The following is a 24665-nucleotide window of genomic DNA, read 5'->3' as shown; positions in this document are numbered from 1 at the left end:
AAAAGCCTGTCTCAAATTGAAACAGGCTTTAAAAATATTTAAAAAGGAATTATTTTTTCTTTTCCCACTCAGCAATAGACTCTGTATTCATTTTAACATAGTCATCATTACCTGCTTTTTTAGCGCTTTCTAAAGAAGTTTGAGCAGATTTAATAGCATCTGCATACATTCCTAATTTAGCTTCAATTAATGACTTCTTTCTCCAATACCAAAAAGGCTCAGTTCCTTTCATCTCACAAGCCTTTGTAATCCAAGTTCTTGCTTGATCAAGCTCTTTTCCAATTTCTAAATAGTAGCTCGCTGCACGGTAATAGTCATTAGCAGAAGGTCCAGCCATAGTTTGCTCAATACTCTTCATAGCTAAATCTTCAGTAGGAACTTCGATTTTTAATGAAATTTTAGTCTTTTCCCATGAAATAGCTAAAGTTCCATACGCTCCATTACTTACATCTTCCCAAGCAATTGTAAAAGATTCAACCATATCGTTTAAAGACTGAGGCTTAACATTTACGCTACATGCAACTAAAGAATCAACCCAACTATCAGGTGTTCCCCAAATCTCTGTTTCATTGTACCAGTAAACGTCCCAGCTATCTTTTCCTGGCTTAGTAAAGATGGCATATTTACCTGCCTTCAATTCTTTACCATTCACTTTTACATCAGTATTAACTTCAAACTGAGTTGCTTTGTTTGCACCGGTTCTCCAGATTTTTCCATAAGGAACTAAATCACCAAAAACAGTTCTTCCTTTAGCACCTGGTCTTGAATACTCTATTTCAAAATTTGTTAAGCCAACTGTTTGTTCAATTTCACATGTAGGACTTGGTTGTGGGGTTTTAACTTGAGCTTTAACTGAGAAACTTAAAACTCCTGTTAATAAAAGAGATACAAATATTTTCTTCATTTAATTAAGGTTTAGATGTTATTGTTAATTGTTGTTTTTTAACTTAAGTTAGTAAGTATAAGTACAAAATTCCTTACAACAATTTTACTTTTGATAAACGGCATTTTTTATTTACCCAAGAATTAGCTTATGAAAAGTACTTTAATGTTAGTTGTATTGCTCTTTTTGTCTCAGTTTTCAATTGCCCAAAAAGAAAGATATGTAAGTCCTGTGTTTGATGAAGTTGAAGTTATTGAGAATGTCAAATACGGCAAAAACAAAACGCAATCCGGCTTTAACCAAGAGTTAACCATGGACATTTATCTACCAAAAGGCGATACTGCCAGTAATAGACCTATAATTATTCTAGCTCACGGAGGCTACTTCTTTGTGGGAGACAAGTCAGGATTCAGTAATGAATGTCAAGAAATAGCCAAAGCTGGATATGTAGCAGTATCTATGAATTACAGATTAATAGATGTTGAGGATGATTCATTTTTTGTAGCCAAAAAGGCGGTTATTGATGCTGTGCATGATATGAAAGCTTGTGTCCGTTATTTCTATAAAGATGCAGCTTCACAAAATCAATATAAAATTGATACCAACAATATTGTAATTGGAGGATATTCGGCAGGAGCTATCACCAGCTTACACTATGCCTATGCCAATAATGCTAATGACATACTAAAAATGGGAGGCAATAAACTGATGGAGTATGTTTACAAACAAGGCGGAATGGAAGGTAAAAGCGGAAACAAAGGTTATTCTGATAAAATAAAAGGCGTAATCAATATTGCAGGATCTTTATTCAACATTGAATTACTAGATAAAAACGAACCACCATTGGTAAGTATTCATGGCGACAAGGACGATATAGTGCCCTTTAATGAAGGTTTAGTTGGTACCACTAAAATAACTACTCAAGGATCGGGTTTAATTCACCCAAGAGCAACAGAATTAGGGATTAAAAACGAACTTATTAAGCTGGATGGTCAGGATCATTTTGGATTTCTTGATTGTTACTCATGCATGCAACAAACCATGTTTTTTGTGAAGCATTTTGTACTAAATGCAAACTAAATTCGTCATTCCCTCGTAATATACTTTGTACTAGTTTATTAGAAACATAATTCCATATTGTATAATGAGGATTACAATGAGGAACCCAAACTTAATAAAGATGAAAAAGAATCTATTAATGATTGTTGCTGCCGGACTTGTTTTAGCATCATGCAACAAAAAAGGTTGTACAGATGTGAACGCTAGCAACTATAGTGAAGAGGCAACTAAAGACAACGGAGAATGTACTTACGAAAGTACTGTTACATTTTGGTATAATCAGCAAACTTCCATTCAAAAAGAGCAAGCTGGTGTTACTGATTTTAAAGTATATGTAGGTGAGGTTTTAGCAGTAACTCATCCGGTTGAAACGTATGAAGTAATTGCTCCTGACTGTGGTGATGTTGCTAAAATCACTGTTACTAAAAACTTGAATAAGTTGACTGAAAAGTCGTACACATGGCAATTTAAAGATCAAAATGACAATCCTGTTTTTTCTGGAACATGGGAAGCAGTTGGCGGTGGATGTGATATTATCCAGGTTCAATAAATTGAAATTATTATAAAGAAGAGCAGGGCAGAAGTCCTGCTTTTTTTATGCGCTTTTGTTTGCGGTAGAAGCTCCTGCAGGACCCTCCACAAAGTACATTTTTAATTTACCCTTATTCTTAGCTTCAATTTCACCTCTAAACTCAAACACAAAGTCTTCTTTAACTAATTGATATACGTCTTCAGAGATATTAATAGTTCCCGGAGCTCCACTTTGTTCCATCCTTGCAGCAACATTTACGGCATCTCCCCAAACATCAAATGCAAACTTTTTAGAACCTACAACTCCTGCCACCAAAGGCCCGGTATGTATCCCTATTCTCATCTCAAGATGTGGTTTTCCTTCAGCTTTAAGTTCAATTGCTTTCTGATTCACAAAATCTCTTAATTCAAAAGCTGCTCGAATCATATGATGCGCATGTTCTTCATCATTTTCAGGAACTCCTGAAACACACATATAAGCATCTCCAATTGTTTTTATCTTTTCAATACCATGTTTATGTAGTATTTCATCAAATGCTGTAAAATAAGAATCTAATTCATGCACTAAATCTTCAGGACTATATTGTTCAGAAAACTTAGTAAATCCTTTAAAATCTGTAAACATGATACTTGCATTTTCATATTTTCTAGAAGTAGTTCTTCCAAACTCTTTCAATTCATCAGCAACCGATTTAGGTAGAATATTCAACAATAACTCTTCAGACTTTTCTTTCTCCTTGGCAATTTGATAATTCTTGTTTCTTAGTGTTTTATTAGTATTTCTCTTGCGTAGGTATCCCAATCCAAAAAACAAAAGAATGATCACCACCATACCTATCACAAGTAATAGGACGTTTCTACGATTCTCTGATTCCTGTATTTCCAATTGCTTTTTTTGATTATCTAACTCCAAATCCTTTATTGCTAATTCTGACTGCAGTTGTTCCGTAGTAAGTGAATCAATTTCCTGATCCATTTTTTGCATGGTTTCAACGCCCTCAGCAACTTCAGTTTCAAGAGTTGTAACAGAGTCTGCTAATTGTTCTTTTTCACTTACTAATTGTTGATGATACAGATCTGAGAATGCTTTATAATGTTCCAAAGCCTCTTTATAGGTAATCATATTATCTTTTAAATCGGCTAACTCAAGATGGATGCTCATTTGCATCTTTTTATTTCTTGAAGATTCAGCTAATTCTAAGGCTTCCTCAAAAGCATTTATTGCTTTATTCTTCTTACCCTGATCTCTATACTCAATACCTTCTTTAAATAGTTGATGAGTTGTCTGAGACCATAAAAAGAATGATGAGAAGGTGTAAATGAATATAAAAAGTGATCGAATCAACATTGGTTAAGGTTTTCTCTCCTTAAAATAAGGAAAAATATGCTTGACCACTCTTGATTTTTTATCAAGACTTATCAACGAATCGATAGATTCACTGAATTGCAGGAGGAGTAACTTAATCCCGGTTCTTTTTAACAATACTTAATCCATTTGTAGAAATAGACCCTTTCAACAAACCGGCAAGTTCATCAGCAGTTACTTTATCAAACCCTCCATAGATACTGCATCTATCCCACATTCTATCCTGAACAATGGGTGCGCTTAAAACTTTGTTATTGAAAACTATCGCCAAAGGTTGACCGATTAAAGCGCCAGTTAAATTGCTCCATACTTCAGATCCTTCTTCTGTAAACTGAATTTCAATGGTGTATTCATTGATGTTATAATAATCTTCTTTAACCTCTACATTTTCAATATGCTTAGTCTCTATTAATTGGTTATTTACTTCTGCATGTAAAGGCTTTTCAAGATAATAAAGTGTCATTTTTTCAGAATTCTCACCATTGCTATCATATACGGGTGAACTTGACCAAACATATCGTCTTTCTTCATTATCATTTAAGTCTTTCAAAATTAAAGATAAGGCAGCCGTATCCTTTATTTTACAGAATCCCAAATACTCTGTATTAGCAAAATAAGTTCCTGAATTATTCAAAGAGGGTTGAAACTTTCCATCACCTTCAATTTCAATTATTGGATTATAATCAAAGGGTTTTAATAAGTCATTCTCGCTTTCTACTTCTACGGCATCTAAATTCCCACTATTAGCTAAACTTCTTTCGTAATTATAAACCTTTTCAATTTCCTCTACCGAATAGACCACGTACAAAAATTCAAGTTTTTGTTGATTGTTCAAAAGGCTTTCAATAATCACCTCCCTTGATTTGGCATTTTTCGGAATCTCAATACAGATCATTAGATCATCATTAAGGTAGATGTTAATTGCCTCAAACTCTTTTTCAAAATAGAGAATCAAAAATTCAATACTTTCCTGCAACCTTAATCGAAATTGATCAATAATAACTCCCTTAACATCACTATTGGACATTTCTTTGGAGAATATATCTGGCCTGGTTCTAGAAAAGTTTTCTGCAGCCTTGTAATCTGATTCATTTGCTTGTTCAAAAAAGACATCAAAAAATCCTTTACTATTATCTATTTCTTTTGCTTGCTTAATGAAGTTTCTGTAATCCGGATCGCTGTAATTATTAAGTAATTCACTCAAAAAATTAATTTCATCTAGCTTGCAGATATACTGTGTGCCGCCTTCAGATTCATAATTGAAATCTCTTTTTTCTACAGAATTACAGGAAATAAACACTGTTGTAAACAGTAGTATGAATAGGGTTAAAGGTCTCATGATTTAAAAATAATAAAATCATTTTGAACCTTTTTAAAAGTTTGCTGTACAGACCCAAAATTAAGCTTTGAATTATGATGAATAACAGCAGTGCAATTCAATTCTCATTGATAAAAGAAAACAGTTGGCTTTCCAATCTCTTGAAGGATGCCCGTCATTTTCAAATCATTTATCTATCCACATTTTTAACCTATGGAATTCTTGCTTTAAACTGGGAGATATCCGCTTTACAGTTAACTGCCGTAATAGGAAGTAGCTTAGTTACTCAATTTTTGTGGTTGAAACTGCATAAGAAAAACATGAGTGGATTGAAAAGCGCTTTAATAACTGCACTGGGCTTGTGTCTTATTTTAAAGTCATCCTCCTTACTAACATTAGTAGTAGCTGCTGTTGTCGCTATTTCAAGCAAATTCATTTTAAGAATAAAGGATAAGCATCTATTTAATCCGGCCAATTTTGGAATTATTTTCAGTATTGCTGTTTTAGGGGATGCATGGATTTCTCCGGGACAATGGGGAAGCAGTGCTATTTTCTTGTTTTGTCTTACTGTTTTAGGAGGTATTGTGTTGATGAAAATAGGACGTCTTGAAACTTCATTAGTATTTATAGGAACCTTGTTTTTGTTAGAATACAGCAGAACTGTTTTATATCAAGGCTGGGAGATGGATGTATTGTATCATAAGTTTTCAAGTGGTACTTTATTGCTATTCACCTTTTTCATGATCACAGATCCTATGACCATTCCAAACTCAAGAAAAGCAAGAGTGTTTTGGTCTATAATCTTGGCTACAGCCACTTTTATTCTTGGAAACTATGTACAAATCTATACCGCTCCAATTTGGGTACTGTTTTTCATGACTCCCATAACGGTATTCTTTGATAAAATTTTACCTGCCGGCAAATTTGAATGGCTGGCTAAATAAACTATCGACTATTAAAAATTAAAATATGAAAATCAGAAAAATTCTATTGTCGCTACTGTTGACAGCTACTGCTGCAAGTGGTTTTGGTTTTTGCGGATTCTATGTAGCAAAAGCTGATGCGAAATTGTTTAATAAAACCTCACAGGTAATTTTAGTGAGAGATGGTAACAAAACAACTGTTACAATGTCTAACGACTTTCAAGGTGATGTAAAAGACTTTGCCATGGTAGTTCCGGTACCTTCTGTTTTAAAAAGAGAAGATATCAGAGTAGTACCATCTGCTTTGTTTGGAAAGTTAGATGCTTATTCAGGACCACGATTGGTGGAATATTATGACACAGATCCTTGCTATACTGCTGAAGATAGAATTTACAGTCTGATGGATATGGCTCCAACCATGTCAGTTGATAATTTATCAGGTGCAACAAGTAGTGTTTCCAAAGACTACAAAGTGAAAATTGAAGCGCAATACCAGGTAGAGGAGTATGATGTTTTAATCTTGTCTGCCAAAGAATCTACCGGTTTAAAAGAGTGGTTGATTGATAATGGATACAAAATCCCTCAAACAGCTGATGAAGTGTTGGAACCTTATATTAAAAACAACATGAAATTCTTTGTTGTAAAGGTAAATGCAGAAAAACTGGATGAAATGTCTGGAATGGGGAATGTGAAAAAGTACATTGACGGCGTAGGTACTGATAATGTTAAGAATCTTAGACCATTACAGATCACTTATGAGTCGGATAAATTTATGTTGCCTATCAGACTTGGTATGGCCAATTCAAATGGTGAGCAAGACATGATTGTTTATGCATTTACTAAGCAAGGTAGAGTAGAGTGCACTAATTACAGAACTACTAAAATCCCTACAAACCAAGAAGTTCCAACTTTTGTAAGAGAAAAATTCGGGAAATTTTATGTGGATTTATTTGAGAAGGCACACGCTAAAGAAGATAAGGAAGCAATCTTTCTAGAATATGCATGGAATGTAAGTCCTCAGTTTTCGGGAGTTAAATGTGATCCTTGCGTTGGACCTCCACCAATTTTTTCAGACTTTAAACAAGCTGGTGTAGATTGGGCTGTTAACAGTAACAACCAAGCTGCTAATAATGTGTTTTTCACCAGACTGCATGTAAGGTATTCTAGAGAAACACATCCTCAAGATTTATTGTTCCAGGTAACTCCAAATAAAGAGCATTTTCAAGGGAGATACATCTTACACAATACTGTACAATCTGATTTAAAGTGTGATGCCGGTCAGGAATATTGTGCAAGGGTTGTAAAGAGAAGAGCCAATGAATTAGAGAATCTTCATGCCTTGACTTCATGGAATACTACACAATACAAAGAGTATGTAACTGAGTATTATAAGAAACTAGATGATCCTTCTTTATTATACAAAGTAAGCGAACCGGAAAAGCATTACTCATTCCCTGTATTCCCGGTAGATGGAAATGATCCAAATCAAGGGATAAAAATCGGAGTCTTGGCTTCAGTATTCGGATTGATGTTATTAATAGTATTCTTTAGGATGAATAGAAAAGAAGAGTATCAGTTTAAAACAACTACAGCAAACGCATAAGTTTTTCATGTATCATATAAACCGGGGTGTCTTGTAATGAGGCACCCTTTTTATTTTCTTCTAATATATATTTGCAACAATTTATAAAACAAGGTAGCCTTCATGAGTTTACCATCTTCATATTCAAACTCATATATTTTGCCCATTATGGTTTCTTTCATCTGATAAAGTCCTTCCCCTTCTAAACTAAGTGGATACTTCAGTCCATCATGTTCTGAATAAACTTCTGTTACACCTTTGGGCTCCTTTATAAATAGCATGCTTTCTGTAAAACCAACAGGATCAATATTTCTAGGGATTCCATTTTTATTGAAGGCATATTGAGCTCCTTTCTTAAAAGTACTGACAGATTTCTCCATTTGCCCATTTTTATAGATCATCAAATCTGATTTATGTAGCTTTCCGTTATGGTAAATACTATTAAGATCTTCAGAGACGTTCCATTTTTTAGGCCATTTCCTGATAAAAAATTCACTTTTGATTTGAACACTGGCAATACTATCTTTCTCTGTATGTTCAACTGTCAAAATTCCAATTAATCTGTTTCTGTGATCAAACATATTGAAATCTGTAAAAGCAGCATAACTTACTGATAACGTACAAATTGATAATAAAAGGATCAATTTTTTCATTGTATTGTGGATTGGTTTTGAAATACCATTTACAGAAATTATTCCAAAAATCTGAAAACAGTTAAATCTAATCACAATTTCATTAGTTTAGCAAACTAAATTAAGCATGCCATCCGTGGTTTACATATAGTAAATCAAAATGGAGCAACAGTATGAGCAATTGATTCAAATTCTTTTGGAAAAAGGTTTTGGATCCGTAGACGGCTGGTTCTCTGACGAAGAGCAGCTAGGACTTCGAAAAGCGTTGTTATCCAGATACAACAATGATAACTTTCGTCATGCAGGTATTGGTGATAAATTCAATTTAACCAAAGTAGCTTCTATTAGGTCAGATAAAATTCATTGGCTAAATGTAAATACTGAGATTCCGGCTGAACTTTCATTTTTTGCTAAGATTGAGGGATTTATTCAATATTTGAATCGTACTTGTTATGCGGGGATAAATTCACACGAATTCCATTATGCAGTCTACGAACCCGGAACGTTTTATCAACGTCATGTAGACCAGTTCAATGCTGATGATCGAAGAAAATTCTCAATGGTTCTCTACTTAAATGATGAATGGATCGAAGGAAATGGGGGAGAATTGATGATTTACAAAAATGGAGATCATAAAATTGATCCAATTCCGGGAAGATTAGTTTTCTTTTCAAGCGATATTGAACATGAAGTTTTGCAGTCAAACTTCCAGCGTAAAAGTTTAACGGGATGGCTGAAGACACTTTAGCTTTTTAAATCGTTTTAATTAAAGAAGTCTTTGAGGTCATTTTTTTAATTTCACATCAATTTATTAACTACATTAAGGCATTGTTATCTCTACATTTAAATGTCAAAATACATCCTAAGAAATAGTGGTACTTTATTGGCTGAAGAAAAGAGCCAAATAGCCGATTTAATAGCCATTCACTATGGTGAAGACACTAAACAAGAATTTCTAAACTGGAGGGTATCTACAGAAGCTGATTTTGATATTGTATTGTTAAAAGAAAAGGAAATAGTGCTTTGTGTATCCTTTTACCATACATCCAAAGAAATGACTCCTTTCTGCAAAAAGAAAGTGCTAGTAATTCAGTTTGGAATTGCTTTGAAACATCATTTATATGAAGGGAATGTAATTTGGAAAATGGGAAGATGGTATGCACGCAAAAAAGCAGGTATCTTATTTCCAATCAGACAAGCTGTGGGTGTGTCATTCATGTCCAACCCAAGGGTTTATGAAAATTTCATCAGATTGTTTCCTGTAAATTATCCGGGAATTGATGGATTAAGGGACGAAAAGACATTAGCTTTTATAAGATCATACGCCCAAAGTAGAATGCTTCCTTTTACTATTGATGATGATGCCTGTTATGTTGATACCTCTTTGAGTAAATTTGAAATAACAGACAGTTGGGCAAAATATGCCGGAGCAAGAAATTCAGCCATCAATCAATTCTTTATTGAAAGAGGAATTACTACCTATGAAAATGGTAGATATTACAGAAGTGGCAAACATTTAATCGCATGTGGCTATAGAGCTCCCTTAAAATTAGATTTTTCTATCTGGAAAAAACCTGTCAAGTAGACCAAAACGCCTATTCATACAGTACTTTCTAACCATTATTTCGGTTACTACTTAATTCATTTACAGGAATATCCCTGCGTACATTTGGGGGAAACCCCTCTGGATCAATTAATTTGAAACATACATCTTTGCACCTAATTGATTTACTACTCATTAACAAAATCTAAACGGATGAAAAAAAATGTAAAAATAGAAATGAAAGGGGGATTTAGAAAAGCTGGTATTATAGTAGAAACTGAAGTTTTTCATTTTAGAGGACCTGGAGAAGAAACAAAAGAAATAGAAATGGATGATGATAATATTTCCTTGGATTATGTCATTAAAGGGTCCAAATATGCTCAATTTCAAATTGATATCACGATAAATGAAACTACAAAAAAAGTGCCTGGTTTGATCAAATCAGCCTCTAGAGCAGAAAAGGGAAATGTTGATTTTAGCTTATCTGATTTTAATCCACCATTGTCATGAAAAATATAATTTTTAGTTTAATACTAATGTCAATTGGGACATTTTCAATTGGTCAGAATTTTTTGAATAAATTTTCCGAAAAATCGGGTCTTATTTGGGACATGGGATCAAAGCTTGATTATAATGTTAATGACAGTAGGTTTTCATTAACAATTAACGAAGATTGGGAAGCTAAAAACAGTAAAAAACCAATTGCAAACAATCATATTTTTGAAGTAGATCTTGGTTATTCAATGTCTAAAAGTGTCTCTAAATTATTTAGTAAAGGAGGGTACGCACCAGGATTTGACGGATCCATATTATATGGCTTTGAATTTGAACTAGATAAGGGAGGCTATGTTTATCCATTTGCACGAATAGGATATGAAAATACTAGAAACACTTTCGCTTTCAATGATACTTCAATCGCATCAAATGTATATCGAACTAACAAAGAGACTGAACATCTTTTCGGGATGAATGGGGGGATTACCTATGGAATAACTGAAGATTTATTCATTTCGATAAGTGGAGGATATTACAGAACTTCTAACTGGGAAGGGGATTTAGATTTGAGTCAATTAAATACAGTTGTAGCCGTTGGTGTTGACACTTCAGGTAAATCAATAACAGTTACTTCTTCAGAAGAAGTCTATTTTGGAAGATCAATTTCGAATGCCAATCTAGGCAAGATGCAATTCGATTTCTTTACTCGGCCAATCAGATTTAAAAAAGAAGGCCTCCCTTCAATTGGACTAATTGTTTCAACAGTTGCAAAATTTAGACAGAATAAAACCCCAAGATATGATCTAACATTTGGGCCAACGTTCCATGTGCCTACAACAACTGAAGAGATGAATAGACCAGATATATTAGCTAGCTTATTATTTCAATGGTCTGATTTATATCAAGGTATACCATACAAAACCATTTGGAATAAAAAATTCGGAATTAATGTGGTAGTAGGTATTCCATTTTCAGTATTTAAGTTTAAATAAACACAATCACCCAAAGTAAAACAAAAGACATCTTATTTATTGAATAAGGTGTCTTTTTACTTGTGATTCAAAATTTTGTAACATCTTTATATCTGCTTATTATAAAGGCAATTAAACAAATATGTTAAAGCTACTACCCCTTGTATTTGCTTTCCTTGTTTTAACTCAAGGTAAGGCACAGAATAATATTTACGAAAACCTAGAATTTGGACCTTACCAGATAGGATTTGATGATACTGTACTAATTGACAATAATCACAACTATGAAGGGTTTGGTTATAATGGCGGCACCCCGTTCTTTATTAGTATTTGGCATCCTGTCAATGAAGGTTCTAAAACCCCTTACTTGACCTATGATGAATTGAGAAATCGCTCATTGGAAAACCCTTTATCAGAAGTTTACAAAGCCTTAACAACTCACATGGATTCATCATTTGCATGGTACAATATCGCCAATGATTTTGACACCTATCAACCCATTGATTACGGAAGTAAATCGGAGTATGATGTTCAAAAAATCATTAAGCAAATCACTACTAAAAGTAAGTCTGTTGCTTTCTCAAAGAATGATTCTTTCCCTGTAATATTTTATCATCACGGTGCACAAGGGTTGGCAGATGAAAACTTTATCATGGCAGAATATTTTGCTTCGCATGGCTTTATTTTCATCTCATCCAACTTTCATTGGCCAGTAAAGGAAAAGGTTTATGGAACTCCTTATAACTGGAACTATGACCATCCGGCCACAAGGTTTATTTCAAAGTATATTCAAGAAGTGGCAGGGGATAACCCTTCATTTTACATTGGTCACAGTTGGGGAGCACAATCCGGATTTTCAGTGTTGCATGAAGATTTAGGTTTTGATGCCTTTGTATCAATGGAAACAACGCTAGAATACTATGACTCAGTTAAAGTTAAAGAAAAATGGCCGACCTTATTTGATATTATGCAACAGCATAAAACCGATTATCAAATTCCGATTTTAATGTTCGCTAACTCAGGTAAAAAGGAACGTTTTGATTTTAGATTCTTTGAGCAGATTGTTAATTCAAAAATGATTCATGCAACTCATAAAATAGAGTTTGGACATGAGTCTTACACAGCAATTTCCTTACTGCGCTATTATTATAAATCACAATTTAAACAACCCGATACAAAGTCAATGAAAAAGCAAACTATTGGATTTGCCAATCTGATACGATTTATTCATGCTTATATTACTACTATTTACCGTTCTGATTCTCCAGAAACGGATAATTTTAATAAGGATTTCTATATCAGAAAGCTCAATTATTAATCTACAATTACTTTATATTGTTTAGACCAGTTATCTCCAGAAACTTTGATTAAAAAAATGCCAATTTCTGCTAAAATTACTTCTGTATTCAATCCGTTGACACTTTGTTTTTCTGATAAAAGACGACCATCCAAAGTATGAATAGTAATCGAGGAAATATCTTTATCACTTTCAATATAGAAATGGCCATCTGCACTTGGATTTGGATATAACTCCAATTCAAATTCGTCACTATCAAATCCATTAGTACTGCCATCTGAAGAACAAGCATTGGCACAATCGTTACTAAAACTCGCCGTCATATCAATATTAAACCAGTTAGCGGAAGCATAGTTAGAATTATCTACTTCAATACAACTTAAAGATGGATTTCCTGTACAATCAAACCCTCCATGAAACATATTGTTATTATTTCCATTGCTCACATTTAAACAACTTAGGTTGTTATCATTACATTTCACTACCCAAACTAATGGATTTTGAGATACATCTAAAGATGTTAAATTGTTTTCAAAACACTCTAACATTTCCAAAGAAGGATTGTGTGTTAAATCAATTGTTGTTAATTGGTTGGTATTAAATTTTAAAGTTTCTAAAAGGGGATTATTTGAAAGATCCAAACTACTAATGTTATTACTTGAACAAACTAAATAAACTAAATTTGGATTATTCGACACATCTAAAGAATTCAAATTATTGATCCAACAAAACAATGCATTTAGTAGAGGAGCATTACTTAAGTCTAGCGTGCCAATGTTGTTGTCATAACAAGTAATTGATTGTACTAAAGTAAGATTAGTAACGTCTAATGCATTTAAGTTGTTTGATGAACAGTATAGGTTAATTAATAACGGGTTGTTACTAAGGTCCAAAGCATTTAAATTATTCCCTTCACAATAAAGAGTATCTAATAAGTTATTTTGAGAAATATCTAAATTATTCAAGCTATTATATGAACATCTTAAGAACGATAATTTAGTAAGATTGCTGATATCAATAGTATTCAGATTATTACCATACACATCTAGAGTTCTTATTGAATCATTCTGAGAAACATCTATAACACTTAAGGAACAACCTCCAATATTTACTTGTTCTAACCAAATATTATTACTCAAATCTATATTTGAAATGCTATTTGCCTGGCAATAAAGCTCCTTCAAATTTAAATTCTGACTTATATCCAATGATGTTAAACTATTAGCGGCACAATTTAATGCAATTAAAGCAGTAAAACCCTCAATACCAGTTAAATCAGAAATCCCAGACAATTCTACATTCAAGGATGTAACCGTATCTATACTTGCAGTAAGCACCATCCCATCTGGAGTGCCTGAATCTAAACCTAAATTGATCAGTTCAGACTCGAAATTTGAATCAGGAATTGAAGTTGTTTGCGCAAAAGAAATTATACTGCTTATTATAAACACATATGTTGCTAATGATTTCATATTCAATTAAATTTGATACGAACATATGTATTAACTACTAAAAAATTAACTTTAGATTATCATTCGGTTTGAGTTATTGAGTAGCTGGTAATTTTAATCAATAATCAATCTGTGTTGTTCTGTCCATCCATCACCTGATATCTGCAAAATGTAAATACCACTTTGGTTCAGCTTGATGTTTAATTGCTGTAGATTCTCAATATTCTCTTCTTGAATTAATTTCCCATCTGCACTAAACACACTGTATTGTTGAATTAACAAATCGCTAACCACAGTAAATTCACCACTTGATGAAGGGTTAGGAAAAGCTTTACTTGTATTTTTGGATGATTCTTCATCAATATTCTCTACGATACTATTTACCATGAATTGGCCCATCATACCACCATCTTCATGTGTGAGCATATGACAGTGATACATGTATGGTAAAGAATCACTCTCATGATCATTGAATAATGCAATAAATCTTGCGTTACCCATTCCCCCGGGAACCAATATCACATCATGATACCCCTGTAATTCAGGAGGAGGAGGGTTTCCATTAATATCTAATATAAAGAACTGAACATCATGGATATGAAAAGGATGGGAGATAGGTGTTTGATTTTCTAATGTCCAAATCTCAATATCATCTAACTGTATGTAGTAGTTAATTACATTCATGTCAAATGAAGTACCATTAAATAAAAATGGACCATTTAAATCTCCCATAGTTCCTGCAGAAGTAAAAGTGATCGTTCTATTCACATCTGCAGAACCTTCTTGTAAAGGAGTAAAAGAAGCTAATGCTGAAGGTATTGTAGTTACAGGATTTCCATTTTGAGCAACAACATTAATGTCTAAAAATGAATAATCTGCTCCATTTAAAGGATTTGAAGTATATCCAACTAAAGAAGATGTTGCTCCAGGGCCCATACCGGGTTGTGCAGCACCGTAAATAGCAGAAGGCAATTCAGAAGCAAAACTCATTAATTGAAAATTCTGCCCCACATCACCAGTTAAATCAAGCAAAATATCAATTCTTTGACCAGGTGCCAGGCGATATCTAGTCAATGTTACAGGAGCTGTTAATAAACCTCCATCTGTTCCTATTAATTCAAAAGATCTATTATCTGAAAAACCAATTTCCATAACTCTTTCAGATGCTCCATTTAGCATACGCATTCTTACCACTTGAGCAGGTAAGTCTGTCACCGCATCAACTGTTCCATTTACCATAACAGAAGTATCCAAATTGGTGTTTATTTCAATTTGCCCTGTCCCGTCAAATGCTTTGGTCTGCAGCACCAATGGAAAATCATCAACCCCATAATCATTTGGCAAACCTAAGGATTGTTCTTCGGCATCTTGCACGATTATCATCCCAGCAATTCCTTTTGAAACATGTTGATTTGTCATCATGTGCAAATGAGGATGGTACCAATAAACACCAGCCTTATCTAATACAGTAAATTGTGGATTCCAACTGCTTCCGGGAGCAATAATGTTATGAGGTCCTCCATCATTTTCAGCCGAAACATGTAGTCCATGCCAATGAATGGTAGTAGATTCTTGCAACTGATTCTCTACAACAAGTGAAACAGCAGAATCCTTTTTCAATAACAGGGTAGGACCAAGCAAAGAGCCATTAGCTCCCATTGTATTGGTGGTTACGCCATTATAAAAATCAGTTGTTCCCTCTTGTAAAGTAAGCGTCATTGAATTTCCACTGAGAAGTGGTGGGATATTTAATGGGTTTTGGGAAAATGATAGTTGAGCTGCAAATAACGCAAAAAGTAGTGTAGATTTTTTCATAGGTAACTAGTGTTTACGCTATAAAATTAAAAATCAATTGGTTCAAATTTTATTTATTCGACCAATTAAGTATTATACTAGACCAATGATAAACAAAGGGATTCGCTTATTTTAGCTAATAGATTTGTTAACTTTCTTATTTCAAGCTGTTTGATCAAATATTATTACCTGAAAATAATTTAAGCCTAATAAATAAGATTGTGGACAAGTAAAAACACACTCAAAACTACATATATGTATACAAACCTTTATCTCATTTTATTCACAAGTGCGGTTAATTCATTTTTTTTCAATAATTTGAAGCTAAACTAAACGCTTAGCATGAAAAAAATTTTACTTATCCCTTCCTTACTAGTTGTTATTGGCTTAAACTCAGAATTGTACGCTCAAACAGTAGTTTACACTGAGAATTTTGAGGCCGGAAACTCATTTACATTAAACACAGCTGATGTCAGCTCAACTTCAGGTACTTCGGGAAACAACTATTGGGTTGTAAACAATGTGTTTACTGGCGGTAGTGGAACCGTTAATACTTGTTTAGGTCCATTTGGATTTACAGTTCCGGGTACACCAACTCAACCTGCAGGAATTCAAAACAATCCTACCAGTAATTATATGCATATTTTAAGTGGTGCTGCAGTTGGTAACGGAATTTTAAATGCTTCCTTTATGGCTGCTGATGGATTTTGCACATTTAATGAATACAATTTCGCAGCAATGTCCAATGATATTAGTACCGTTGGGCACGATTCAATTGATTTTTCATTTTACTGGATGTGTACCGGTGGAGCTCAGTCATATGGTGAATTGTATTACAGTTTAAATAGTGGGACTAGCTGGACCAAAGTGAATGTTACTCCACAATACAATCTAAATGGAACATGGACGCAAGCCAATGTTTCAATACCTGAATTTGCACAACAAGCAAACATCAGATTCGGGTTTAGATTTGTAAATGAAGTTACTTTTTCTACCTCAGAACCTTCATTTTCAGTTGATGAAATAAGTGTAACAGGTTATTGTTTACCATCAACCTCTACAATTACACCCGTTGCATGCTCGTCTTATTTATCGCCAAGTGGAAACTATACCTATACTACCACAGGAGTTTATTACGACACAATTCCGGCTACCTCAGGATGTGATTCTATTATTACAATTGATTTAACTATTGAAGAGACTTTTGCTACTATTACTGAAACAGCTTGTTTTGAGTACACTTCACCAAGTGGATTGTACACATGGACATCTACCGGTTCATATCAGGACACAATTACCAATACTGCGGGATGTGATTCTATTTTGACGATTGACCTGACTATTAATAGTCTTGATAACACAGTATCAGTTACTGGAGGGACAATCACAGCTAATGAAAGTGCCGCAGTTTATCAATGGTTAGATTGTGACAATGCCTATGCTCAAATTTCAGGCGAAACAAATGTTAGTTTTTCTGCAATCACCGGGAATTTTGCAGTTGAAATAACAGCCAATGGATGTACAGACACTTCTGCATGTACTGCTATTGATATTTCGGGTTTATCTGAAGAGTACGAGCATAACTTTAAGATGTATCCTAATCCTACAAATGGAGTGTTTACGATTGATTTAGGGTCAATTAGCAAAAAGTTTGACGTTGTTATTTACAATGCTTTGGGTGAAGTTGTATACAAAGAAAGCTTTAACAATGTTGATAAAAGTGTAATTGATCTTTCAGCTTATCTAGGCTTGTTTGTTGTTGAACTTATAGATGAAAGCGGAACTATTAATAGAAACCGAATCATCATAAAATAAACTACTTATCAAGTTTTAAATAAAGATACAAAGTAGCTAAAGCACTTTTGACTATTGCTTTTCTTAAAATCCCATCCTTGTAGTAATATTTACTTACATTTTTATTGATTGGATTAGTGAGAGCATAGCAACTGTCTTTGGCTATGTAAGATGTAGGTTTAAATACACCATCAAACTCTGAGTATAGTGTTGAAACTCCAATGGGTTCGTTGAAATACATCATTGATTCACAGAAATTGAAGTCTTTGACGTCCTTTTGTTTTGTGTTTTTGGTAAAGATGTATTTTGATTCCTTTTTGAAGGTTGACATTTTTTCATGAACCTTTTTATTCATGTATGTGGTTATTTCATTGGAAAGTAATTTTTTTCCTTTGAATTTACTTTGAAGAGTATAGGATACCATTACGGTAAAAATCTTCTTGATCGTAATTTCACTTTCTACATATATTTCTTCAATACCATCCTGCTTTGAACTATTCACTTTGAGTGTGCCTAAATATTCATTTTCCTTAGATAGAATGGTATATTCAGAGGTTTTTGCATAGCCACTTTGAATGACTACAAATGTCAAAAACACTAAAAACAAACCCTTCATTTTATTTATATTTAACCGAAAAGTATACAAACAATTTAGATAAAAAACTGACTTTAACTACGATTAACATTGACAATTAACATCTTAATTATAAATGTCAGGTGAAATTTTTTGAGTGGATAATTTGACATTTTAATCAATTAATTAGCTAACTTTACGATATCAAGCTAATTCTCAATTTTGAATTAGTGGTTCGTAGGTATTGTTTCTTTTGAATCTCAAATTACCAATAAGATCCCTAATCATTTACCGGAATTACCATGAAAACTGAACTTTTAATTGCTGATATACAATGTAAAGTTCTTAAGATTGTGATTTTACAATCGATTAATAGTAATTTATATCAATTTTTAATTTTTTAAATACAAGTAAAATGAAAGAAGGGACAGTTAAATTTTTCAATCAGGAAAAAGGATTTGGTTTTATCGTACCTGCAGATGGTGGTAAAGAAATCTTTGTTCACTCAAGCGGTTTGAATGATGTTATTAATGAAAATGACAAAGTTCAATATGAAGAAGCTGATGGAAGAAAAGGTATCAACGCAGTTAACGTAACTGTAATAAAAGACTAAGATATACTTCTTAATTATTCAGGATTCCAAAGGAACTCACTGAATAAACAACATTGCGGAAAATACGGGTTTTTCCAATTTAATTTGGATTAATTCAATTTTTTGATAGGTTTGTTAGGCAATCTGGTGACAGGATTGCCTTTCCTTTTTTATGAACCTATAGTACGTTAATTCTAGCTCTCCAAATTATTTTTTTTGGGAAGTTAAAGCACCTTTTAATGCATCATACCGTAATGCTGTACAGAGAAAAATTTGACCTAAAATACAAGCATCCAACTGAAAAGGAAATAGGTAAAAAAACAAGACTGGATAAGCTTGTCATTGAAATTGAGTGTGCAACAAGTATGCTCAACAATAAAGTTAGGATAACCGCCACTTCTTCTCAGGGTTATGAATGGAGCAAGCCGATTGTTTTAAAGGACCCAATCACCTTTGTGCATCCAAATGAAGACAAGCTTACACTTGATTGGGAAGTATTTAAATTAAGTTTGGTTCCACTTCAAGAAGAGAATTCTCCCATCTATATAACATGTAAGGAAGAAGAAGGGGAGTGGATACAATAAATTAAGGTTGTTTATTAATGTATAAAGACCAGTCATCCCAAAACAAAGACAACTCTTTTCCTGCATCATTCATATAGTTGATATTATCCTCTGATGTATAAACTTTCATGGCTTCAAAGTGGGTAAAACCATCTGCACAATTCTCTTTTGGATGTTGAGTTGTATTATTTACATCAAACAAAACCATTTTAGATCCTCCTGCAGCAGTTACGGCAAGGTAGAATCTACCATTATTTTCATCACCTTCTTTTAAATAGATTTCAATTTCCATCCATTCACCAAACACCAAAGGAAATGAGGTAGCCGTTTCTCCCCAAACTTCTTTCCATCCACAAGTTTTGCAATTTCGGTAGTCTGCTTTGGCTCTAAAGTTTATCTCATTTCCTGCGCCTTCTTCCTTAAATAAATTCACTGAAATCCTAAACGGGAACTTTTCCTTGGTCCAGGCTCCGTTGTTCCAAAATTCAAATAAAGTAAACCAGTAAAACTTCTCAGGCATGTCTTTTATATATGCCATATCCGGATGAAGCTTTAATTTAACTGTTTGGTATAACTCCTTGATACAATTATTGTTATGGACACTCAATTGAACTCTTCCTTTGTAATTTGACCCCTCTTTGATGTGGGCTTGCATCAACTGAAATTTTAGCACTTCATTTCCTGGATTATCAGGATCATCAACAATACTAGCTTTCCTTTGTGAGTCATCACCATCTTCATATCCAATCTCAACATATCCAATGTTAGGATGATTTTGAAAGTCATCCCAATAGCTGTTAGTTGTTAAATTAGTATCTATACCGCTTATCTCTACATTGCTGTAAGCCCCATTGTTAAGAACAGTTCCATCAAATCCTGTTTGAAAAACCATCTGTTCAGTTTGTGTGCCGCACTCTAAGCCGCAATTGATGCTTTTTTTCTTGCACGACATCAGTGCAAATAGAAATACTAATATTAAGAGGTAGTTTTTCATCTATACAAAAGTAACTCCTACTAAAATAGAAAATCTAGCTAAATCTAAAGTGAGTAAAATCATGTTTAATACTCCCCAAACGCCAGTGAATTATCTGAAAACCAAGGCTTAGAAAATTTTCTTTTGTCTTTACTCAAATTAATCCTACATTAGAGTTAAAGCTTTCCCCATGAAGTACTTAAGCATCATTTTTATTTGCTTCCCATTCTTAAATTTTGCGCAGTTTGAAATTGTGGATCTCACTTACCAGGAGGGGAGTTATCAAAAAGAGGGTGTAATAGATTCAAGCTTGAGCAGGTTTTTTATGGTAAAATCAGAAAACAATCCTGAACTGGCAAAAAAAATCAATGAAAAGATATTTTTCTGGTATTTACACGCACCATTTGATGAGAACAAAGACCTTTCATGGTACATTCCTGTATCAACAGAAGGTGGATTTGATTACGCTTTTGATTATCAGATATTAGAAAACTCTGAACGATTCTTTACTTTTTGCATAAAACTGAGGCACAGTGAATATGAAGGTGTTTTAAGTCAAAACTATGTCACTTATAATATTGCTGTCGAAGAAATTGTATGGTCAGATGATATTTTTGGTTTGAGAAATCCAAACACGCAGGTTTTTTATGATACCGTAAGCCAAATCATTGTTAAAGATTTAGAAAGCTACATGTCTACTTTGGATACAACAACTGAAAGTAGAAAGGAACAGTTTGAATTGATGCAATATTGCCTAAAAGACTTTAAAGAAGGTAAGGGCGCTTACAATGGCAGTTTTTACCTAACATCTAAAGGAATACATTATTTACTGCCTTTTTGTGAAGATGACTATTACGTGAAATTTGAACGAACACAAGGTTTTGAAATGTTATTTGACTATGATGATCCACATCTTCCATTTAATCCAATACTTGTGAAATATGCGAAAACAGGTATCTGGGAAGGAACTAAAGAGGAATAAGAATCAATAGTTTTAACAATTTTCTCTCAAAATAAATCGTTTAATTACCTATATTCAGGGCTGAATAATTTTATTTAACCCAAATATGAATAAGTTATCACTGGCTTGCTTTTTTATTGCATTGATATTACTCCAATCATGCGCTACAACAACGATTATCACTTCAAATGTACCGGATGCTGAAGTGTACATTGGTGGACAATACAAAGGAACTACTCCTTATCGTCATAAAGACAAACTCCCAATGGGCGTTCAAAGAAAAGTAGAGATCAAAAAAGAAGGATATGAAACTTACAATACAAAAATTGGAAAGTTTGACAGGGTAAATGGAATGGCTGTATTTACAGGATTTGTAGCCATAGTACCCTGGTTGTGGTCAGGAACCTACAAGCACTATTATCAGTACGAATTAACTCCAAATGGAGAAACGAATCCTTTAAAATCCAATTTCTTTGAGCAGGGTGAGCTTTTCAAAACCAAAAAGGGATATTTCTCCATTTACATAGGTGCTGATACTTCTCATTATCTCTTTAATCAAGGGCTTGTTCATATTTTGGACAGTAGCATGACGCACACTGAGACTTTTGACTTAGAAATAAAGTTAAGAGGAACGCCAATTGATGCCTATATGGAAAATGGTGAAAAAAAGATCATTTTACTGGATGAAGAAAAGAAAAGATGTACCCTGTTAAATATTGATTCTTTGAGAAGATCACAATACAAAGATCTAGAGAAAGTGAATATCCGTGAGTTAATTGTAGATGACGAATATCAATATGGTTATTATAGAAACAAACAAACCAATAAACTGATTTGCTATACAAAAAGAAACCTAGTAGCCTATAATGGAATGGGGAAGAAACAAGCAAAGTATTCAGTTCAAAACAGACAGATAATTGAAGCTAGAATTTTGGCAGATGACAGATTACTCGTACTTGAATCCGGAGATAGAGGAACCTTGTATCTTATTGTTGCTAAAGGGGAGGAGATGAGTACTATTGAAATTGATGTTTCCAGTATTGGAAAGTTCGGAACTCCTAGATTATCCGTAAACGAAGAAACAGGCAAAGCCTATGTTTCTGGACTAAAAATAGACAAGGAAAAGAAAGATATTTTCATCAACAATGCCTTTGTGTCTACCATTGATCTTGGAGATTTTAAGGAACTAAACTTTAAGAAATTCAATTTAAAATCACCACATCAGGATGAATTTTTGATCAATAAAGGGGTGATTTCAGATGCCGAAAATGAGATTCTTTGTGTAGAAAAACAAGGTATGATAGTAACGACAACTACTTCAACTTCAGGAGGTAGCAGCAGCACAAGTACTTCATCTAAAATGGTAACAGGCAACATGGCTTTGATTAACTTTTCAAGTAAAGAAGCAAAGATTAAATGGATTGAAAAAGGAATTTCATCTTCTTATCATATGCCTAAATTGACTTGTGAATTTATCATTAAAAATGGCAAAGTTTACTGTTTTTACAACAACATGGTGAACGGTAGAACTTTCCAGGTACAGTCAGTGTTTGACACAGATTTGAATTACTTATCAGTCAACTACAGAGACAACTATAAAGAAGATGGTGCTTTATTTCATCCAATAAGATCAAGCGAAACAGAAAATGGCGACCTAATATTCGTTATGCAATACAAAAAAAAGCTTGGTATCACTAGAGCTACACTTGATTAGATGCTAATATAACATACTTTAACACTTCATGTGGATTTAATAACCTACCTTTGTATTATCAAGCTAATTCTCAATTTTTGAATTTGTGACTTTTTTGGTATAGCTTTTCAAAAGCATATTGCACCGACAACTTCCTTATCATCTATCAGGATTATCATGAAACAGCATGTAAAGTTGATTTGTTCAACAGTTTCATGCTTTAAGTGTGTAAAAGTTGCATTCTTATTAATCAACAAATAAGGACATCAGAAAAAAAGTACATTCTGAAATTGAGTGCATTTCTCTACAAGATTTAGTTCAAATCAAATTGTGTAAACCAATGTTTTTCAATCAGTTTTTATATCAACAAAATTGATATAGAATATACATGTCCATTATGAAATAATCTTGCTTGAAATAGCAATTAATTTTATGAATACAAGTAGTAATAGAACTCAGCAAAACAAAAAAAGAGTTCAACAGAGTAAAAATAGAGTTCAGCAGAACAAACCAAATAAAAAACAAAAATCATCCATTAATCCTAGTAGTTTAATTCAAGCTGCTGAAGAATTAAAACTCTCAAAACACGAAACTAAATTACTTTACATGGATATGGATTTAAATCCCCGTTTAAAGACCAATTTAAATAAGATGGGTTTTATTAAACCAACAGAAATCCAAGAAAAGACTTATAAAAATTTAATCCTTAGACAAAATTTAATTGGTATTGCTAATACTGGAACGGGAAAAACTGGTGCTTTTTTAATTCCAATTATCCATAATCTATTAGATCCAAATCAAGAGCAATTTAAAAGTTTGGTTATTGTTCCCACTAGAGAACTAGCCTTGCAAGTAGAACAAGAGTTTAAAAAGTTGACTGTTGGAATGGAATTTAGATCTTCTTGTCATATTGGCGGAACAAATTTGAAAAAAGACATCAATAGGTTAAAGCAATCAAATGATATTTTCATTGGAACTCCCGGTAGATTGATTGATTTAATTAATAGAGGAGATTTTAATATATCTCAAGTAGAAACATTGATTTTAGATGAATTTGATCGAATGTTAGACATGGGATTTGTTAATGATATCAAGAAGATTATTGGTCGAATGAAAAATCGAAAGCATACCATGTTGTTTTCGGCTACTATTGATCCAAAACAAAAATTATTGATACATGAAATTGTATCTAATCCAATAACAGTTGCTGTAAGCAATGGAGAAACCAGTAGTAAAAATGTAGCACAAGATATTATCCGAGTTCCTGTCGGAGCCAACAAATTTGACATGCTGAAAAAATTATTGGCCGGACAAAGTTTTAACAAGGTTATTTTGTTTGCAGAAACAAAGAGATTAGCTGATAGGTTGAGTAAAAAACTAAATCAATCAGGAATCTTATCTGACCAAATTCATGGTAATAAATCTCAAAACTATAGAGTGAAGGCTTTAAATAAATTTAAAACAGGTAGCATTAAAGTATTAGTTGCTACAGATGTAGCTGCGAGAGGAGTGGATATTGACAGTGTAACTCACGTTATAAATTACCAGCTTCCACTTGACTATGATACATATATCCATAGAATTGGAAGAACCGGAAGAGCCGGTAAAACGGGGATGGCTTACACTTTTATTGACTAAGCCCCCAAAAAATCAATCAAAAAACAAACAAA

23 protein-coding genes are annotated in these 24665 nt (G+C 33.4%); 15 read left to right on the top strand and 8 right to left on the bottom strand.

Going from position 1 to position 24665, the window contains the following annotated elements; all coding sequences use genetic code 11:
• Positions 1 to 49 precede the first annotated feature (49 nt).
• The gene (locus tag K6119_RS02320) at positions 50 to 904 is read right to left on the bottom strand and encodes a DUF2911 domain-containing protein (protein WP_221833987.1); all 855 of its coding nucleotides are present in this window, start codon (positions 902 to 904) and stop codon (positions 50 to 52) included.
• Between the two features lie 129 nt (positions 905 to 1033).
• On the opposite strand from K6119_RS02320, the gene K6119_RS02315 reads away from it, so the two are divergent.
• Positions 1034 to 1963: an alpha/beta hydrolase gene (locus tag K6119_RS02315; protein WP_221833988.1), complete on the top strand. Its 930-nt coding sequence runs from the start codon at positions 1034 to 1036 to the stop codon at positions 1961 to 1963.
• Positions 1964 to 2063: 100 nt separating this feature from the next.
• The gene (locus K6119_RS02310; protein WP_221833989.1) at positions 2064 to 2492 is read left to right on the top strand and encodes a hypothetical protein; all 429 of its coding nucleotides are present in this window, start codon (positions 2064 to 2066) and stop codon (positions 2490 to 2492) included.
• 45 nt (positions 2493 to 2537) lie between these two features.
• On the opposite strand, the gene K6119_RS02305 is transcribed toward K6119_RS02310, so the two are convergent.
• Both K6119_RS02305 and K6119_RS02300 read right to left on the bottom strand, forming a co-directional pair.
• On the bottom strand, positions 2538 to 3821 hold the full coding sequence (locus K6119_RS02305; protein WP_221833990.1) for an adenylate/guanylate cyclase domain-containing protein: 1284 nt from the start codon (positions 3819 to 3821) through the stop codon (positions 2538 to 2540).
• Between the two features lie 112 nt (positions 3822 to 3933).
• Positions 3934 to 5178: a SecDF P1 head subdomain-containing protein gene (locus K6119_RS02300; RefSeq protein WP_221833991.1), complete on the bottom strand. Its 1245-nt coding sequence runs from the start codon at positions 5176 to 5178 to the stop codon at positions 3934 to 3936.
• Positions 5179 to 5252: 74 nt separating this feature from the next.
• Between K6119_RS02300 and K6119_RS02295 the strand changes: the two genes are divergently transcribed.
• Both K6119_RS02295 and K6119_RS02290 read left to right on the top strand, forming a co-directional pair.
• The gene (locus K6119_RS02295; protein ID WP_221833992.1) at positions 5253 to 6101 is read left to right on the top strand and encodes an RnfABCDGE type electron transport complex subunit D; all 849 of its coding nucleotides are present in this window, start codon (positions 5253 to 5255) and stop codon (positions 6099 to 6101) included.
• Between the two features lie 25 nt (positions 6102 to 6126).
• Positions 6127 to 7683, top strand: a complete 1557-nt coding sequence (locus K6119_RS02290) for a DUF2330 domain-containing protein (RefSeq protein WP_221833993.1) — start codon at positions 6127 to 6129, stop codon at positions 7681 to 7683.
• A 50-nt stretch (positions 7684 to 7733) separates the two neighbouring features.
• Here K6119_RS02290 and K6119_RS02285 read toward each other — a convergent pair whose 3' ends face one another.
• A complete protein-coding gene (locus K6119_RS02285; protein ID WP_221833994.1) occupies positions 7734 to 8315 on the bottom strand; it encodes a DUF6134 family protein in 582 nt (193 codons plus the stop codon).
• Positions 8316 to 8454: 139 nt separating this feature from the next.
• Here K6119_RS02285 and K6119_RS02280 point away from each other — a divergent pair, with 139 nt between their 5' ends.
• The 5 genes from K6119_RS02280 to K6119_RS02260 all read left to right on the top strand — a co-directional run bounded on the left by K6119_RS02280 (position 8455) and on the right by K6119_RS02260 (position 12621).
• Positions 8455 to 9042: a 2OG-Fe(II) oxygenase gene (locus tag K6119_RS02280; protein WP_221833995.1), complete on the top strand. Its 588-nt coding sequence runs from the start codon at positions 8455 to 8457 to the stop codon at positions 9040 to 9042.
• A gap of 99 nt (positions 9043 to 9141) precedes the next feature.
• Positions 9142 to 9879, top strand: a complete 738-nt coding sequence (locus K6119_RS02275) for a hypothetical protein (RefSeq protein ID WP_221833997.1) — start codon at positions 9142 to 9144, stop codon at positions 9877 to 9879.
• Between the two features lie 171 nt (positions 9880 to 10050).
• Positions 10051 to 10347 carry a hypothetical protein gene (locus tag K6119_RS02270; protein WP_221833998.1) on the top strand — a complete coding sequence of 99 codons (297 nt, stop codon included), beginning with the start codon at positions 10051 to 10053 and terminating at the stop codon, positions 10345 to 10347.
• A complete protein-coding gene (locus K6119_RS02265) occupies positions 10344 to 11324 on the top strand; it encodes a putative porin (protein ID WP_237828078.1) in 981 nt (326 codons plus the stop codon). Before K6119_RS02270 ends, K6119_RS02265 begins: the two co-directional genes overlap by 4 nt.
• A 121-nt stretch (positions 11325 to 11445) precedes the next feature.
• Entirely contained in the window at positions 11446 to 12621 is a 1176-nt protein-coding gene (locus tag K6119_RS02260; protein WP_221834001.1) for a hypothetical protein, read from the top strand.
• On the opposite strand, the gene K6119_RS02255 is transcribed toward K6119_RS02260, so the two are convergent.
• Both K6119_RS02255 and K6119_RS02250 read right to left on the bottom strand, forming a co-directional pair.
• On the bottom strand, positions 12618 to 14072 hold the full coding sequence (locus K6119_RS02255) for a T9SS type A sorting domain-containing protein (protein WP_221834002.1): 1455 nt from the start codon (positions 14070 to 14072) through the stop codon (positions 12618 to 12620). The two genes, K6119_RS02260 and K6119_RS02255, sit on opposite strands and share 4 nt — an antisense overlap.
• Positions 14073 to 14165: 93 nt before the next feature.
• Positions 14166 to 15866: a multicopper oxidase domain-containing protein gene (locus tag K6119_RS02250; protein WP_221834003.1), complete on the bottom strand. Its 1701-nt coding sequence runs from the start codon at positions 15864 to 15866 to the stop codon at positions 14166 to 14168.
• Between the two features lie 321 nt (positions 15867 to 16187).
• Here K6119_RS02250 and K6119_RS02245 point away from each other — a divergent pair, with 321 nt between their 5' ends.
• Positions 16188 to 17660, top strand: coding sequence for a T9SS type A sorting domain-containing protein (locus K6119_RS02245; RefSeq protein ID WP_221834004.1), 1473 nt, complete (start codon positions 16188 to 16190; stop codon positions 17658 to 17660).
• Position 17661: 1 nt separating this feature from the next.
• Here K6119_RS02245 and K6119_RS02240 read toward each other — a convergent pair whose 3' ends face one another.
• Positions 17662 to 18255 carry a DUF6134 family protein gene (locus K6119_RS02240; protein ID WP_221834005.1) on the bottom strand — a complete coding sequence of 198 codons (594 nt, stop codon included), beginning with the start codon at positions 18253 to 18255 and terminating at the stop codon, positions 17662 to 17664.
• 373 nt (positions 18256 to 18628) lie between these two features.
• On the opposite strand from K6119_RS02240, the gene K6119_RS02235 reads away from it, so the two are divergent.
• Positions 18629 to 18826 (top strand): cold-shock protein, encoded by a 198-nt coding sequence (locus K6119_RS02235; protein ID WP_221834006.1) that lies wholly within the window; start codon positions 18629 to 18631, stop codon positions 18824 to 18826.
• Between the two features lie 218 nt (positions 18827 to 19044).
• Positions 19045 to 19389 carry a hypothetical protein gene (locus tag K6119_RS02230; protein WP_221834008.1) on the top strand — a complete coding sequence of 115 codons (345 nt, stop codon included), beginning with the start codon at positions 19045 to 19047 and terminating at the stop codon, positions 19387 to 19389.
• Between the two features lies 1 nt (position 19390).
• Here K6119_RS02230 and K6119_RS02225 read toward each other — a convergent pair whose 3' ends face one another.
• On the bottom strand, positions 19391 to 20362 hold the full coding sequence (locus K6119_RS02225) for a hypothetical protein (protein ID WP_237828077.1): 972 nt from the start codon (positions 20360 to 20362) through the stop codon (positions 19391 to 19393).
• Between the two features lie 169 nt (positions 20363 to 20531).
• Here K6119_RS02225 and K6119_RS02220 point away from each other — a divergent pair, with 169 nt between their 5' ends.
• The 3 genes from K6119_RS02220 to K6119_RS02210 all read left to right on the top strand — a co-directional run bounded on the left by K6119_RS02220 (position 20532) and on the right by K6119_RS02210 (position 24633).
• The gene (locus tag K6119_RS02220; RefSeq protein WP_221834012.1) at positions 20532 to 21323 is read left to right on the top strand and encodes a hypothetical protein; all 792 of its coding nucleotides are present in this window, start codon (positions 20532 to 20534) and stop codon (positions 21321 to 21323) included.
• 85 nt (positions 21324 to 21408) lie between these two features.
• On the top strand, positions 21409 to 23016 hold the full coding sequence (locus tag K6119_RS02215) for a PEGA domain-containing protein (RefSeq protein WP_221834014.1): 1608 nt from the start codon (positions 21409 to 21411) through the stop codon (positions 23014 to 23016).
• A gap of 411 nt (positions 23017 to 23427) precedes the next feature.
• Positions 23428 to 24633 (top strand): DEAD/DEAH box helicase, encoded by a 1206-nt coding sequence (locus K6119_RS02210; RefSeq protein ID WP_221834016.1) that lies wholly within the window; start codon positions 23428 to 23430, stop codon positions 24631 to 24633.
• Positions 24634 to 24665: the final 32 nt, after the last annotated feature.

The sequence above is a fragment of the Paracrocinitomix mangrovi genome (genome assembly GCF_019740355.2).
Taxonomy (GTDB): Bacteria; Bacteroidota; Bacteroidia; order Flavobacteriales_D; family Crocinitomicaceae; genus Paracrocinitomix; species Paracrocinitomix mangrovi.
This window is presented reverse-complemented; position numbering and strand designations above follow the sequence as displayed.